This is a genomic window from Microbacterium zouquanmingi (assembly GCF_052266675.1).
Taxonomy (GTDB): domain Bacteria; phylum Actinomycetota; class Actinomycetes; order Actinomycetales; family Microbacteriaceae; genus Microbacterium.
Genome location: NZ_JBQPRA010000005.1, coordinates 60460 through 74149 on the forward strand (window position 1 = coordinate 60460; position 13690 = coordinate 74149).

General features: G+C 65.0%; 12 protein-coding genes. 5 read left to right on the forward strand and 7 right to left on the reverse strand.

Going from position 1 to position 13690, the window contains the following annotated elements; all coding sequences use genetic code 11:
• Positions 1-5: 5 nt before the first annotated feature.
• Complete coding sequence (locus tag ACTU6V_RS12830) at positions 6-1682, reverse strand: ABC transporter ATP-binding protein (protein ID WP_443475766.1); 1677 nt, start codon at positions 1680-1682, stop codon at positions 6-8.
• A gap of 230 nt (positions 1683-1912) precedes the next feature.
• Here ACTU6V_RS12830 and ACTU6V_RS12835 point away from each other — a divergent pair, with 230 nt between their 5' ends.
• The 3 genes from ACTU6V_RS12835 to ACTU6V_RS12845 all read left to right on the forward strand — a co-directional run bounded on the left by ACTU6V_RS12835 (position 1913) and on the right by ACTU6V_RS12845 (position 4006).
• Complete coding sequence (locus tag ACTU6V_RS12835) at positions 1913-2605, forward strand: phosphocholine cytidylyltransferase family protein (RefSeq protein WP_443468918.1); 693 nt, start codon at positions 1913-1915, stop codon at positions 2603-2605.
• A gap of 78 nt (positions 2606-2683) precedes the next feature.
• The gene (locus ACTU6V_RS12840) at positions 2684-3628 is read left to right on the forward strand and encodes a hypothetical protein (protein WP_443468919.1); all 945 of its coding nucleotides are present in this window, start codon (positions 2684-2686) and stop codon (positions 3626-3628) included.
• Positions 3629-3703: 75 nt separating this feature from the next.
• Positions 3704-4006 carry a hypothetical protein gene (locus ACTU6V_RS12845; RefSeq protein WP_443475767.1) on the forward strand — a complete coding sequence of 101 codons (303 nt, stop codon included), beginning with the start codon at positions 3704-3706 and terminating at the stop codon, positions 4004-4006.
• 46 nt (positions 4007-4052) lie between these two features.
• On the opposite strand, the gene ACTU6V_RS12850 is transcribed toward ACTU6V_RS12845, so the two are convergent.
• On the reverse strand, positions 4053-4253 hold the full coding sequence (locus ACTU6V_RS12850) for a DUF4177 domain-containing protein (protein WP_443468921.1): 201 nt from the start codon (positions 4251-4253) through the stop codon (positions 4053-4055).
• Between the two features lie 151 nt (positions 4254-4404).
• Between ACTU6V_RS12850 and ACTU6V_RS12855 the strand changes: the two genes are divergently transcribed.
• Both ACTU6V_RS12855 and ACTU6V_RS12860 read left to right on the forward strand, forming a co-directional pair.
• A complete protein-coding gene (locus ACTU6V_RS12855) occupies positions 4405-6003 on the forward strand; it encodes an acyl-CoA carboxylase subunit beta (RefSeq protein ID WP_443475768.1) in 1599 nt (532 codons plus the stop codon).
• Positions 6000-6218, forward strand: coding sequence for an acyl-CoA carboxylase subunit epsilon (locus ACTU6V_RS12860; RefSeq protein ID WP_443468923.1), 219 nt, complete (start codon positions 6000-6002; stop codon positions 6216-6218). The genes ACTU6V_RS12855 and ACTU6V_RS12860 overlap by 4 nt, the downstream gene beginning before the upstream one ends.
• Here ACTU6V_RS12860 and ACTU6V_RS12865 read toward each other — a convergent pair.
• The 5 genes from ACTU6V_RS12865 to ACTU6V_RS12885 form a co-directional block, all read right to left on the reverse strand.
• Positions 6215-9253 carry an alpha-mannosidase gene (locus tag ACTU6V_RS12865; RefSeq protein ID WP_443475769.1) on the reverse strand — a complete coding sequence of 1013 codons (3039 nt, stop codon included), beginning with the start codon at positions 9251-9253 and terminating at the stop codon, positions 6215-6217. The two genes, ACTU6V_RS12860 and ACTU6V_RS12865, sit on opposite strands and share 4 nt — an antisense overlap.
• Before the next feature lie 56 nt (positions 9254-9309).
• Positions 9310-10542, reverse strand: a complete 1233-nt coding sequence (locus tag ACTU6V_RS12870) for an ROK family transcriptional regulator (RefSeq protein WP_443475770.1) — start codon at positions 10540-10542, stop codon at positions 9310-9312.
• Between the two features lie 264 nt (positions 10543-10806).
• Positions 10807-11808, reverse strand: coding sequence for a hypothetical protein (locus ACTU6V_RS12875; protein WP_443468926.1), 1002 nt, complete (start codon positions 11806-11808; stop codon positions 10807-10809).
• Entirely contained in the window at positions 11805-13061 is a 1257-nt protein-coding gene (locus ACTU6V_RS12880) for a sensor histidine kinase (protein WP_443475771.1), read from the reverse strand. The genes ACTU6V_RS12875 and ACTU6V_RS12880 overlap by 4 nt, the downstream gene beginning before the upstream one ends.
• On the reverse strand, positions 13027-13689 hold the full coding sequence (locus ACTU6V_RS12885) for a response regulator (RefSeq protein WP_443468928.1): 663 nt from the start codon (positions 13687-13689) through the stop codon (positions 13027-13029). The genes ACTU6V_RS12880 and ACTU6V_RS12885 overlap by 35 nt, the downstream gene beginning before the upstream one ends.
• Position 13690: the final 1 nt, after the last annotated feature.

Below are 13690 nucleotides of genomic sequence, written 5' to 3' on the forward strand. Positions count from 1 at the left end.
GAGCCTCAGTCGGAGAATGTGTGCAACCACTCGAGCCCCTCTACTTCGCCGACCCCACCGGAAAGCTCGACGAAACGCGATTCCAGAGTCTGTCCCGCACGAACCTCGTCGACGGTCCCCTCCGCCAGCACGTCACCGCCGACGATGATCGCCACCCGAGAGCACACTCGCTCGACCAGATCCATGCCGTGGCTGGAGAGGACGACCGTCCCGCCGTGCGCGACGTAGGCGCGGAGGATGTCGAGGATCACCGCAGAAGAGACCGGATCGACGGATTCGAACGGCTCATCGAGCACCAGCACGCGCGGCGAGTGGATCATGGCTCCTGCGAGCATGATCTTCTTCGTCATACCGGCCGAATAATCCGAGACCACACGTCCCACGGCCGCCGAGAGGTCGAAGGCGCGGACGAGGTCGGCAGAGCGCTTCTCGATCGCATCGACGGAGAGACCGCGAAGCAGACCGTAGTAGTGCAGCAGCTGACGCCCGGTCAGACGATCGAACGTGCGCAGCCGATCGGGCAGCACACCCATGAGGCGCTTGGCTGCGAGTGCGTCCTCGGACTGATCGATACCACAGACGCTGACCTGTCCGCTGTCCGCGCGCAAGAGCCCTGCGAGGATCGATAAAGTTGTCGTCTTTCCTGCACCGTTCGGCCCGACGATGCCGTAGAACGACCCGGCGGGAATGGTGAGGTTGATCTCGTTGACGGCACGCTGGTCGCCGAAGTACTTCACGAGACCACGCACCACGATGGCGTTGCCAGCGGCCTCCAGCTCATCGCCTTGCACCTCGCCCGCCTTGTCGCCAACCACGTCCGCTACGACGGGCTCGGCGGCTGCTTCAGGCTCAGGCTCGAGCACGGGCTCCGCCTCCGCGGCGAGCTCCGATGCGGGCTCGGCGGCGGCCTTTGCCTCGAGGAGCATTTCGATCTCGACCACCGGCTCCGCATCCAGAACGGCATGCAGGTCGACGGTGGCGGGATCCGTTCTGGCCGGCTCATGCGCAGGCGAAGGAACAGCCTCCATCGTCGGGGCGGCATCGTCTGCGGCGATGAGCGGCTTCTTCGCAGCTTCCGCCTTCGCAGCACGGGTCGCCGCTGCTTTGGTCGCCGCGGCTTTCGTCGCAGCGGCTTTCGTCGCAGCGGCTTTCGTCGCGGCTGTCTTGGCTGCGGTGGTCTTCGCCGCAGTCGTCGCGCTCTGAGCCTTACCCTCCGCCGAACGAGCCGCGGCAGTCTTCGCCGCCGTCGTCTTCGCCGCAGTGCTCTTCGCGGCAGCCGCCTTCTTCGTGGCGACGGCCTTCGACTCTTCGCTCTTAGCCGCAGTTGCTCTGGCTGCTGCGGTCTGCGTCGTGGTCTTCGCGGGAGGCTTCGTCGAGCGCGCAGCCACGGTCTTGACCGCGGCGGTTGTCGTGGTCTTCTTCGAGGCGGCTGTCGTCTTCTTCGCCGCGGTCGTCTTCGTGGCGGGATTCGCCTTCTTCTCGTCGGTGCTCGCTGCCTTCGCAACAGGCTTCGCCGCCGCAGGTTTCTTCACCGCAGGTGTCTTCACCGCAGGTTTCTTCACCGCTGGCTTTTTCGCCGCACTGGGCTTCGCCGACGAGGTCTCTCGAGTCGCCTTCGCGTCTGAGCGCGCGCTCAATGCGGAGTCAGGCCGATCAGCGGCATCGTCTAAAGAAGCAGTCACGCCCCTACGCTATCAACGGCACCCGAATTTCTTAGGGCTCGACGACACAATCGTCATGGATTCACGGGTGTTCGTCTGACCTGTGTGTCAGGTGTGTACCTGATCACGAAATGGCAACAGCCGAGCCTCACCCCACAGGTTCCCAGGCGCCATCGCTAGCATGAGGGCGGCACGAAGAAGTGTCTGGTCGATTAAGCGACCGTGAACACAGAATCTTTTTAGGAGAATTCGTGACTCTTCAGACCGTTATCCTCGCCGCTGGCATGGGCTCGCGCCTCGGCCGTGCACTGCCCAAGCCGCTCACCGAGCTCAGCGACGGCCGCACCATCATGCAGCAGCAGCACGAGAACATCCGTGCGGCGTTTGGCCGCGAGGCCCGCATCACTGCTGTCGTCGGCTACCGCGCCGAGACCGTCATCGAGGCGTTCCCGCACGTCAACTACGTGCACAACGAGCGTTACGACGAGACCAACACCTCCAAGAGCCTGCTGCGCGCCCTCGGCGCGACGGGCAAGGGTGGCGTCCTCTGGATGAACGGCGACGTCGTCTTCGACCCGCGCATTCTCGGCCGTGCCATCGAGTTCATCGAACGCGACCAGTCGTTCGTCACGGTGAACACTTCCAAGGTCAGCGACGAAGAGGTCAAGTACACCGTCACCGCCGAAGGTTTCATCAACCAGCTGTCGAAGACCGTCAAGGGCGGCCTCGGCGAAGCAGTCGGCATCAACTACATCTCATCCGCGCACAAGAAGGCGTTCATGCGCCAGCTGTCGCGTGTTGAGGATCAGGACTACTTCGAGCGCGGTCTCGAGCTCGCCATCGCCGAAGATGGTCTGCTGCTCGAGCCCATGGACGTCTCGGATCTGTACGCAGTCGAGGTCGACTTCGCCGAAGACCTCGAGCGGGCGAACCTCTACGTCTGATCTGCACTTCTGAAAGCCCGGCTCCGCAGGGAGCCGGGCTTTCGGCTTTCTCGCGGATGACTTGCATAGGATCTGGGCATGGCGAAGAAGGTGCACAAGATCCACTCCCTCCCAGACGATGCCGCCTGGGACAAGGGAGTGCCGCCGGCCGGCTCCGACGAGCATCCGATCACGGTGCGCGGGCTCGATAGAGTCCTCGCGATCCAGCGCCCGCTCGTTCTCGCCCACATCCGCAGCATCCGCCTGCGCAACCCGAACGCTTCACCCGACCAACTCGTGCGTATTCTCGAACGCCGGTATCTGGCTGCCGTGACTGCTGGCGGCGCGGCCGTCGGCGCGACGGCCGTCGTCCCCGGCATCGGCACCGGGATCACTCTTGCACTCTCCGGAGTGGAGACGATCGGGTTCCTCGAGTCGACCGCACTGTTCGCACAGTCTCTTTCTGAAGTCCACGGGATCGCCATCGAGAATCCGGATCGTGCGCGCGCACTCGTGATGACTCTCATGCTCGGAAAAGAGGGCGTGGATCTCGTCGGCCAACTCGCGAAGCAGGCAAGCGGCCACGGAATCGGGCGCTCCTCCTACTGGGGTGAGCTCGTCACGAAGTCGCTCCCCCGCGCCGCGGTCGGTCCGGTCGTCGACCAGCTCAAGACCAGATTCGTCAAGCACTTCGCCGCGGCCGGTGGCGCATCCTTCATCGGCAAGGCCATGCCCTTCGGGATCGGCGCCGCAATCGGAGGCGCAGGAAACCACGTGCTCGGTCGGCGCGTGCTGACGACCTCTCGTCGCGCGTTCGGAATCTCCCCCGCCGTGCTTCCTGCCGAACTCGAGCCCGTCGCGAACGCCGAGAAGCTCGAACTGCGGATGCTGCACGGAGCCCGCTACGCAGGGTCCGCGATCGTGGGCGCAGCAGACACCCTTGCCAAGGGCGTGGGGCGAGCAGGGCAGAAGATCGGCAAAATCGGACGCAAGAAGCGCGGTGTGGAAGAACTCGACTCTTCCTCCACAGACACCGATTCCTGAGGGTTCTCCCTCGCCACCGGCGCAGGTGCCGGCACACGAGGCGCAGCGTCGACGACCGTTCCTACTGTGGCACCCATGCTGCGCTATATCGATCCGTCACAGATCCCGCCGAATAATGCCTACCGGGTGCCCTGGCGCATCCGTCGCAGCGATCCCCATCATCCTGTCGTAGTCAATGACGGCACAGAGAGCGCCGATTTCGTGCGCGTGTTCCGCGACGACCTCCGCACCGACAGAACAGAACTATGGGGTCAGGTGCTGCCGTCCGAAGACATCCAGCTGTGCCTGTGCGAGGCAGTCCTCGACGAGGTCGTCGTCACGCTCGCCTGGTTCCGCCCTGCCGACGGGCTCGAGTACGTGTGGCGGTTCGTCGTATGACGTTCGCGTCGCTCCCCGCGGGATGCCGCATCACGCACCGGCTCGTTCATCGTGATTCCTCATTTCGTCTCTCTCGAGAGAAGACGAGATCGAGCCTGGGCTCCGAGTACGTGTCGAAGGGAATCGCCTGCACGAACGTCCAGCCATCTTCCGCGCGCCCGCGAATGAGTTCGCGATAATCATCGGAGAGACGGAATCCATCTCTATGCTGCGTCACTGCGATGCTGACGAAGTCGTACTCGGTCATCTGTGAGCCCCCTCCCGGATATGCCGCCACCATAGCGAGGTTCCACGGTCGGCGACAGTTCACCGCCATGCCACGATCTACGAAACCCACCAAAGGATCCGTCACCGGGTTGTGCGAGGCATCCAACGCGACGCGCAAGCGCCCTACTAGGGTGGAATCCGTGACGGACACCCCTGACCTCTCAACGACCGCTGCCAAGATCGCGAACCTGCGCACCCGCTTCGACGAGGCGGTCACCGCGCCTGAGAAGATCGCGCAGGAGAAGCAGCACGCCAAGGGCAAGATGACCGCCCGCGAGCGCATCGAGCTCCTCGTCGACAACGGCAGCTTCGTCGAGTTCGACGAGTACGTGCGACACCGCACGACCGCGTTCGGAATGGACCGCAACCGCCCCTACGGCGACTCCGTCGTCACCGGCATCGCCACGATTCACGGCCGCACAATCGCCGTGTACTCGCAGGACTTCACCACCTTCGGCGGTTCGCTGGGCGAGGTATCCGGCGACAAGATCATCAAGGTCATGGAATACGCCCTACAGGGCGGCATGCCCATCATCGGCATCCTCGATTCGGGAGGCGCCCGTATCCAGGAGGGTGTGCTCGCCCTCAGCAAGTACGGCGAGATCTTCCGTCTGAACACTCGCTCCTCTGGTGTCATCCCACAGATCTCGATCATCATGGGCCCGGCTGCCGGTGGTGCCGTGTACGGACCTGCGCTCACCGACTTCGTGATCATGGTCGACAAAACCAGCCAGATGTTCGTCACAGGCCCCGACGTCATCAAGACCGTGACCGGCGAAGACGTCGGCATGGAAGAGCTCGGTGGCGCGCTCACGCACAACACCCGCTCCGGTGTCGCCCACTACCTCGCCGATGACGAGGACGACGCGATCGACTACGTGCGCACCCTGCTCGGCTTCCTGCCTGACAACAACATGGCCGAGATCCCCGCTTACGAGAGCGATTTCGAGTTCGAGACGACGGATGCCGACCGCACCCTGAACGCGATCATCCCGGACTCCGCCAACCAGCCCTACGACATCCACACGGTCATCGAGCACGTCGTCGACGACGGCGACTTCATCGAGGTCCAGCCGCTGTTCGCACCGAACATCGTCATCGGTCTCGGCCGCATCGAAGGACGCTCAGTCGGCATCATCGCCAATCAGCCCTCGCAGATGGCAGGAACTCTGAACATCGAGGCGGGTGAGAAGGCCAGCCGCTTCGTGCGCTTCTGCGACGCGTTCTCCATCCCGATCGTCACTCTCGTCGATGTCCCCGGATACCTTCCCGGCACCGACCAGGAGTGGACCGGCGTCATCCGCCGAGGTGCGAAGCTCATCTATGCCTACGCCGAAGCGACCGTTCCGCTGGTCACCGTCATCCTGCGCAAGGCCTACGGCGGTGCCTACATCGTCATGGGGTCCAAGCAGCTCGGCGCCGACGTGAACCTCGCCTGGCCCACCGCTGAGATCGCCGTCATGGGCGGTCAGGGGGCCGTGAACATTCTCTACCGCAACGAGATCCGCAGGGCCGAAGAGGCAGGCGAGGATGTCGCCGCCGTTCGCACGCGTCTCGCCAACGAGTACACGTACAGTGTCACGTCGCCGTTCCTCGCCGCAGAACGCGGAGAGATCGACGGCATCATCGAGCCCGCGAACACTCGGGTGGCGATCGCCAAGGCACTGCGCTCGCTGCGCGGCAAGCGCGCTGCTCTACCGCCGAAGAAGCATGGGAACATCCCGCTGTGACCGAGTCCGAAAAAGCACCAGACGTTCGGATCGTTCGCGGCACAGCGAACGAAGAAGAGCTCGCTGCCCTCATCGCGGTGGTCACCGACGCGTACGCACGCGAAGCCGAAAGCGCTGTGGTGGACGAACCGAACGTATCCGTATGGGAACGCACGCAGCGGCCGACGCGCCCGTCACTTCGACGCGACATCCCGTGGGGACGGTTCTCGGGCTAACCCGCGGCACGCGGAGCGCGGAAGCGCAGCGTGACCAGCTGGAACGGACGCAGCGTCAGCGCGACCTGTTCGCCTGACACCGAATCGACGACCGCAGCATCCACTTCTCGCTCAAGCAGATCGGTCTCGATCACGGCACCGAACGCGAACGACGTCGACAACGTCGTCGATGCGCGACCGCCGAGCGCTTCGTAGAGCCGGACGATCACATCACCGCTTCGGTCTTCGGCGAGCTTCACGGCCTCGATGATGACAGCATCCGACGAGACCGACAGCACCGAGGCGACCGGGTTGCCTCCGAGGAGCTGACGCGGCGGCAGATTGAGCCGGTATCCCTCACGCGCAGCATCCGCAATCGATGAGTCGGGGCGGATGCTGACTCGAAGAGTGTGCTCGCCCTGATCCGCCTCCGGGTCAGGGTAGAGCGGAGCCCGCAGCAGTGACAGCCGCACGTTCGTGAATGTTCCGCCACCCTCTCGCGGCCGTGAGGTGATGTCGTGCCCGTACGTGGAGTCGTTCGCGACCGCGACGCCGAATCCTGCCTCGCCGACGTGCACCCATCGGTGCGCCACGGTCTCGAATCGCGCCATATCCCATGAAGTACTGGCGTGCGTCGGACGTTGCACGTGTCCGAACTGGATCTCCGAGCTCGCACGGTCGGTGTGCACATCCAACGGGAACGCCAGCTTGAGCAACTTCTGCCGCTCGTGCCAGTCCACCACCGTCTCGATCTCCAGAGCTGCGGAATCCGCAGCCAGAGTCAAAGTCTGCGTGATCCGCGTGGCCCCCCGGCCGCGGATCACGCAGACGACTGCGGCAGTGGGGTGCGAGACCTGCTCGATGGACACCACGTCTGTCAGATCGATGACCTGACGTCGGTAATGCTCGTCGATGTCCCAGGCATCCCACTGGGTCGGGGTATCGCGGTGCAGCTGCAGGAGATTCGCTCTCTTCCCCGGCGCGATCGTCTCTCGTCCGGTGGCACGAACGACCAGAGAGACGATCAGCCCCGCGTTGTCGATGCGAACACGCAGCTGGCTGTTAGTGAGTTCGAAACCCTCGTCCGTGCGGGTCAGGATGGTCGCGGTCCCAGCCCCCGGCGACGCCACGGGCGACGCCACGGGCGACGCCACCACCGCCATCGCCTCGAGCGAACCCTGAGCGTACGGCCCGGCATTTGCCACGAGCGCGGTCGCGCCCTCGCCGACGAGCACTCCGAGCGCGCCGACGGTGAGTCGCTCTGCCGACGCGAGCACCTCTTCGTAACGGCGCTCCGCCTCCCGATGTACCCAGCCAATCGAACTGCCAGGGAGGATGTCGTGGAACTGCTGCAGCAGCACGGTCTCCCACAGCCGGTCGAGCTCGTCGTAGGGGTACTCACCGCCCCGCAGCGCCGCCGCGGTCGCCCACAGCTCGGCTTCGCGCAGCGCGTGCTCACTGCGGCGATTGCCCTGTTTGGTGCGGACCTGGGACGTGTAGGTCCCCCGATGGAACTCCAGATACATCTCACCCGACCACACCGGCGGATGCTCGTACTCTGCTTCGGCTGCGGCGAAGAACTCCGCCGGGCTCGACAGCGTGACCGTTGGTGACCCTTCCAGCGAGCGCAGGCGCTCGGCTGCGGCGATCATCTCCCGGTTGGGTCCTCCGCCACCATCGCCGTAGCCAAAGGGCACGAGCGACGTATTCGCCATGCCCTTCTCGGCGTACTGCCGCTCTGCGCGGGCGAGGTCTGCTCCAGACAGCTGTGAGCTGTAAGTGTCTACCGGCGGGAAGTGCGTGAAGATCCGCGTTCCGTCAGTTCCCTCCCAGAGGAACGTGTGGTGCGGCATCCTGTTCGTCTCGTTCCACGACATCTTCTGCGTCAGCATCCATCGCGATCCGGCCGCGCGCGCGATCTGCGGAAGGGCTGCGGAATAGCCGAAGGAGTCCGGGAGCCAGACGTCGAGCGGCTCGACTCCGAACTCCTCCATGAAGAACCGCTTGCCGCGGACGAACTGGCGCGCCAGCGCCTCGCCGCCGGGCATGTTGGTGTCGGATTCGACCCACATGCCTCCGGCGGGGACGAATTTTCCGGATGCCACGGCATCGCGCACCCGCGAGAACAGTTCGGGCTGGAACTTCTTCAGCCAGGCGTACTGCTGAGCCGAGGATGCCGCAAAGACGAAGTCCGCCTCCTGCTGCAGTGACAGCACGTTCGAGAACGTGCGCGCAATCTTGCGCTGCGTCTCGCGAATCGGCCACAGCCACGCCGAGTCGATGTGCGCGTGCCCGATGGCGTGCACTCGGTGCGCGGACGCTGCCGCAGGGCTCGAGAGCACACCCGCAAGCTCCGCCCGCGCCTCGGCAGCACTGCCGACGATGTCATCAGGATCCGCGGTATCCATCATGCGCTCCAGTGCACGAAGGATCTCAGCGCGTCGAGGTGACGAACCAGGCAGCTCGGTGATCAGCTGCGACAGCACCGTCGCATCTTGCAGCACCTCCCAGACCTCGAAGTTCCGCACTGCGATGTCTGCTTGCCGCAGTTCATAGAGGGGTTCGTCGCCCGCCGTCTCCAGAGAACCGAGATCGGTAGGACGGAAATAGCGGAACCCCTCGGCGAGGTCAGGGTTCGCTGCAGCCTCGAGGTAGAGCTCGAACTGCTCGCCCGGGGCAGCCTCGAGCGGCACGTGCGCGTTGCGCGGCTCCACTGCTTTCACGATCGAGCCATCGAGCCGATAGACCGTGCCTTCGGCTTGGAACCCGGGCTCTGCCTCGTTGAATCCCAGGTCAAGCAGCAGCTCCGCTCCGGGAGCCTCCGGCACCGTTCCCGTCAGCCTCAGCCAGGTCGTCCCCCAGGGTTTCCCCCATCGTGCCCCAGCCGTGAACGGCTGATAGATCTGACCCATAGCTTCAGTGAACGGCACCGGCTCCCCCGGCACCTCCCAACTCGCCACACGCAGCGGCGTGAGAACCGTGTGCACGTTCGGGCGCAACCGCTCGTGGATGAAGCGCCGAAGACGAGCTTCGATGAGATCGGTCGTGTCGTGCATGCCCAGCAGACTCCAAGGTCGGGATGCGAATAGTCAATCGATTCGATTTACCCCTGTCAAGCCCTCTCGGTTCCCAGGGTCCGCTGGTCCGAGGAATGGAGGAAGAGCGCTTCCGCGCGTGGAGAGAGCACCTCATCGAGCACGACGCACCCGGCACCCACTGCGCCCACGTCATCCCCGATGACGGCGCCGCGCACGGGAAGCGTCCGCACGGCGCGCGTCGCGCTCTGCCGCTCGAGAAGCTGCGGAAGCAGCGAGAGATCGAGTGACGAGACGCGCGTCCAGAAAGGCCCCCCGAGCACGACGCAATCCACATCGAGCATGTTCGTCAGGGCAGAGATCAGCACAGAGAGATACCCCGTCGCCTCCTCCAGAATCTCGGTCGCGCCGCGATCCCCGCCTGCGGCACGATCACACAGATCTGTGAACCGCGAATCGACGGACTCCGGATCGCTTCCGACCCGGTCATCGGCGAACACACCTACTCTCTCCGCACGCTCGATGATCGCCTGCGGCGTGCACACCACCTCGACACAGCCGCGCTGACCGCACGCGCATTCCGGCCCATCCGGGTCGACGATGATGTGTCCGATCTCGCCGGCATTGCCAGATGCTCCGCGCACGACGTCCCCGTCGATCACCAGGGCTGCGCCGATCCCGATGCCGAGGTAGATCAGCAGGAATGAGCTGTCCGGCTGATGATCGCCCGTCCACAGCTCAGCCACCGCTGCTGCCGTCGTGTCCTTTTCCAGGATGACCCGCAGCCCCGTCGTCTCGGCGAGCGCGTCGCGCAGAGGAACTCGATGCCAGGAGTGCAGCTTGGGCGGATCGACGACGGTGCCGTGCCCGGCATCCAGCGGCCCTGGTGCCGCGACACCGATCCCCGTGATGACAGAACGGTCGATGTCCTCCGCCACGATGAGCTGCTCTATCTCATCTGCCATCGCCGCGATGATTCGTCGAGGGTCATCCGCGGGCATGCGCCGGGTGACGCGTGCGATGACGGCGCCCGTGAGATCGAGAAGGACGAAGGTCATGATCGCGGGATCCAGATGCACGCCGATCGACACGCGGCTCGTCGGATTCAATCGCAGCGTAGTGCGCGGCTTACCCGGGCCTTGAACGGTGCGGCCAGCCTCTTCGATGAACCGCTCGTCGAGCAGCCTGCGCGTGATGTTCGTGACGGTCTGCGCCGACAGCCCGGTCGCCTCGACGAGTTCGGTGCGGCTCAGCCCCTCCCCAGAGCGTCGAACAGCTTCGAGAATGACAGAGCGATTGAAACCGCCCATCTTCGGAAGATTCGTCCCTCTCCGCCGTGAATTCATCGTTCCATCATGACGCATTCAAGAGAATCTTTGTCCCCCGAAATACCTACAGACAAAGGTCTTGCGTACGGGGAGACTGATACCAACGCTTCGCGTTCGATCGGTCTCTCTGCCCCAGGGTAGGCAGACGGTGATCGATCACCCGCGGTGAGTTTTCGGGTAACTGCACCGCATATGGCGAGGGGTCGACGAGTTCGTCGCCCCTCGCCCTTCTTATTCGCAGTGCGCTTACCGCTCTCGTGGGATCTCTTTCCACAAGCCGACGGTGTCCTCGTCTGAAGAATCGCCTGTTCCCGTGCGTCCGACCACGGTTACCGCAGTGCGGTTGTCGCGCGCGGCACGGATGATCAAGCGCTCGGCGTCGGCCTGAGCGATCACGTCGGCGAGCTCATCCCTGATCTCGTCCCGACGCTTCTCGTCGAGTTCATCGAACCCGCCCTCGTCGAACACGGTCACTGCGATACCGCGGAGCCTGACGCGCTGGATGGCTTCGCGCACGGCATCGTTGAGCAGGCTCGCCCCGCGCAGCTCGTCGCGCAATCGTCCTTCGGCAAGACGGGCCTCCAGACGCTCTTCTTCTGTCAAGCGCCCCTGCGCCGCGACAGTCTTCGTCAGCACGGGACCTGCGACACTCAGCGCGTACTTCACTCTGATTCTCCGTTCGCGCTGACGCACCAGCTGCGTGGCATGCCACACGGAGACCGCGCGCTGGATCTCGGCGAGATGCTCTGTGTCACGGACTGCACGATCCCAGAACAGCACGAGCAGCTGCGCGACCACGGTCCACATGATGGAGCCGACAAGTCCGAGTTCGAGAGCGGTAAGCAGTCCGAGCTGCACTGCTGTCGAAGCGGTGAGCGCGAGCAGAACGAGCCACCCGATCACCGGCCGTCGGCGCACGATGCAGATCACAGCGAGAAGGCCCAGCGCACCGATGTACCAGGTGGCGAACGGCGCGGTTCGGTCGCGAACGAGCATCGCGGCCCCCACCATGAACGGGATGCCAGCGCTCGCCACGATCGCAACCGTCCCGAGCCACCCCGGCATCCGAACGGTGCCCTGTACGTCGACGAGGACAGTGGCGATCATCACCACCAGGTACAGCAGAATCGCCGCGCCCATCACGAGAGGTTCGGCCGGCTGCACCGTCCACCACGCCGCTCTGGCTGCGAAGTAGATCGCGAACCCCACGGCGAGCCCGGTGGCAACGCTGCGCACGGAACGATTCATGCGCTCTCCCACTCGAGAACGATATACGTTCCGGCGCCTGTGGAATCGATCGACACGCTTCCCGCGACAGCGGCCATGCGCGCGATCATCGACGCGCGAATCCCCAGGCGGTCTTCGCCGATGGCGTCGAGATCGAAGCCTGCGCCCGTATCCAGGATGGTCACCGCAAGCCCGTCGTCACCACGTCCGTCCACCACCACGTGCAGACCACGGCCGGCCGCGTGTTCGATCGCGTTCCCGATGGCCTGGCGGGCGGCGAGCACAATCGCTCGCGCAGCCCGGCCGGGAATCAGTCCCGCCGTTCCCCGCTCCTCCACGATCGCGTCCGCGCCGCGTTCGGACAGCGCGCGTCGCAGCTCGGCGACGATCAGCGCCGTCCCGATCGGATCATCGCTGCCCTCCTGGGCGACGACGGCTTCGGTGTTCGCCAGTCGCGTCAGTGCCTCGCGCGCCATCGCCACGGCAAGGTCCCTCGCGCGATCGGAATCGGCGCGCTCTGCAGCGATGAGGGCGGCAAGCACGCTGTCGTGCATGAGCGCTGCCATCGCGACGCGCTCCTCCTCGGCGGCGACTCCTGCTGCGACCGAGGTATACGACGCGACGGCGCTGCCGCGTGCGCTGTCGACGCCGACCGCGACCGCCCGGAACATCCAGCCGAGCGAGACGATCACGAATCCAAGGATGATCGTGAACGAGACATCGAAGGCCGTCGTCGTCCAATAGGAGCCGCGGAAACCGCCCTCGACCAGGCGCACATAGCCGTACACCAACGGCAGACCGAGAGCCCAGAGCATCTGCACCTTCAACGGGAAGGCCAACATCGCAGCGACGACGCCGACGTTCACCAGGAAGAAGATCCACGGCTGGCCTTGGCTATCCGAACCTGCCGCAGTCACGATCGGCCACGCCGCGAGGGCAATGAGGTAGATGATCGCGAATGCGCCTGCGCACACGCGCACGCCGCGTCCGAGCACACAGGAGACGAGCATCGCGGCCAGCGAGATGTACACGACGAGCAAGAGCGTGACCTGCACGCCGGATGCGCCGTCTTTGAGTCCGCCGATCGCCGCCAGCAGCGCCTGTACACCGAGAATCGCTGACCCGATCGCCGCGACGATCGCCAGGATGCGTTCCATCCGCTTGCGCGTGAAGCGTTCGAACTCCGTCTCGGCCGCGCTCGGTGACGGTATTCGTCCCCACGCGGCCTGCAGCGCGGCGTCAGCGGGCACTGGCAGCCCCGTCTGGGGCGACAATGCCGTCCTCCATGGCACGACGGAGCAGATCAACCTTCGTCGGAGCCGGTCTTCCGACCTCGACGTACTTCACGCGCACTCGCGTGATGTTCTCTTTGGCTGTCGAATACGCAACACCGAGTCGTTCAGCGACCGCCTTGAGCGGGAGCCCTGTGGCATACAGGCGCAACACGTCGCGTTCACGGACCGACAGCTGCGCGTCAGCGAACTCGCGGTCACCTTCGACTGCGCTGGCCCATTCCACGTTGTTCAGCGCTTCGCCGCGTGCGACAGTGCGGATCGCGTCCAGCACGTCGTCAAGGGCGGATGACTTGCTCACCACCCCTGCCGCGCCTGCCGCGAGCGCCTCGCGCACAGCCGCAGGACGGTCGGCGACACTGTGGATGACGACACTTGCGCCGTCGGAGACGAGCGCTGTGACGTTCTCAGTCACCGTGGTGCCGTCACCGAGCGTCAGATCGAGCACGACCACGTCGGCCGGTGAGGCGCCAACAGTGGTCCGCCAGCTCAGGTACGCCCCGACCGTACTCCCCGAGAAGACGACCGTTCCGCTGTCGGCGCGCTCGCACGCGAGCTCCAACCCGAGCCGAACAGACTCGTGATCGTCGATGAGTGCGACCGTGCTCATG

Bases quoted from the DNA above. Each gene is read 5' to 3' on its own strand.
- ACTU6V_RS12885 (WP_443468928.1), bottom strand. From the start codon at position 13,689: ATGAGCACGGTCGCACTCATCGACGATCACGAGTCTGTTCGGCTCGGG.
- ACTU6V_RS12870 (WP_443475770.1), bottom strand. From the start codon at position 10,542: ATGGGCGGTTTCAATCGCTCTGTCATTCTCGAAGCTGTTCGACGCTCT.
- ACTU6V_RS12845 (WP_443475767.1), top strand. From the start codon at position 3,704: ATGCTGCGCTATATCGATCCGTCACAGATCCCGCCGAATAATGCCTAC.
- ACTU6V_RS12875 (WP_443468926.1), bottom strand. From the start codon at position 11,808: ATGAATCGTTCCGTGCGCAGCGTTGCCACCGGGCTCGCCGTGGGGTTC.
- ACTU6V_RS12865 (WP_443475769.1), bottom strand. From the start codon at position 9,253: ATGCACGACACGACCGATCTCATCGAAGCTCGTCTTCGGCGCTTCATC.
- ACTU6V_RS12850 (WP_443468921.1), bottom strand. From the start codon at position 4,253: ATGACCGAGTACGACTTCGTCAGCATCGCAGTGACGCAGCATAGAGAT.
- ACTU6V_RS12840 (WP_443468919.1), top strand. From the start codon at position 2,684: ATGGCGAAGAAGGTGCACAAGATCCACTCCCTCCCAGACGATGCCGCC.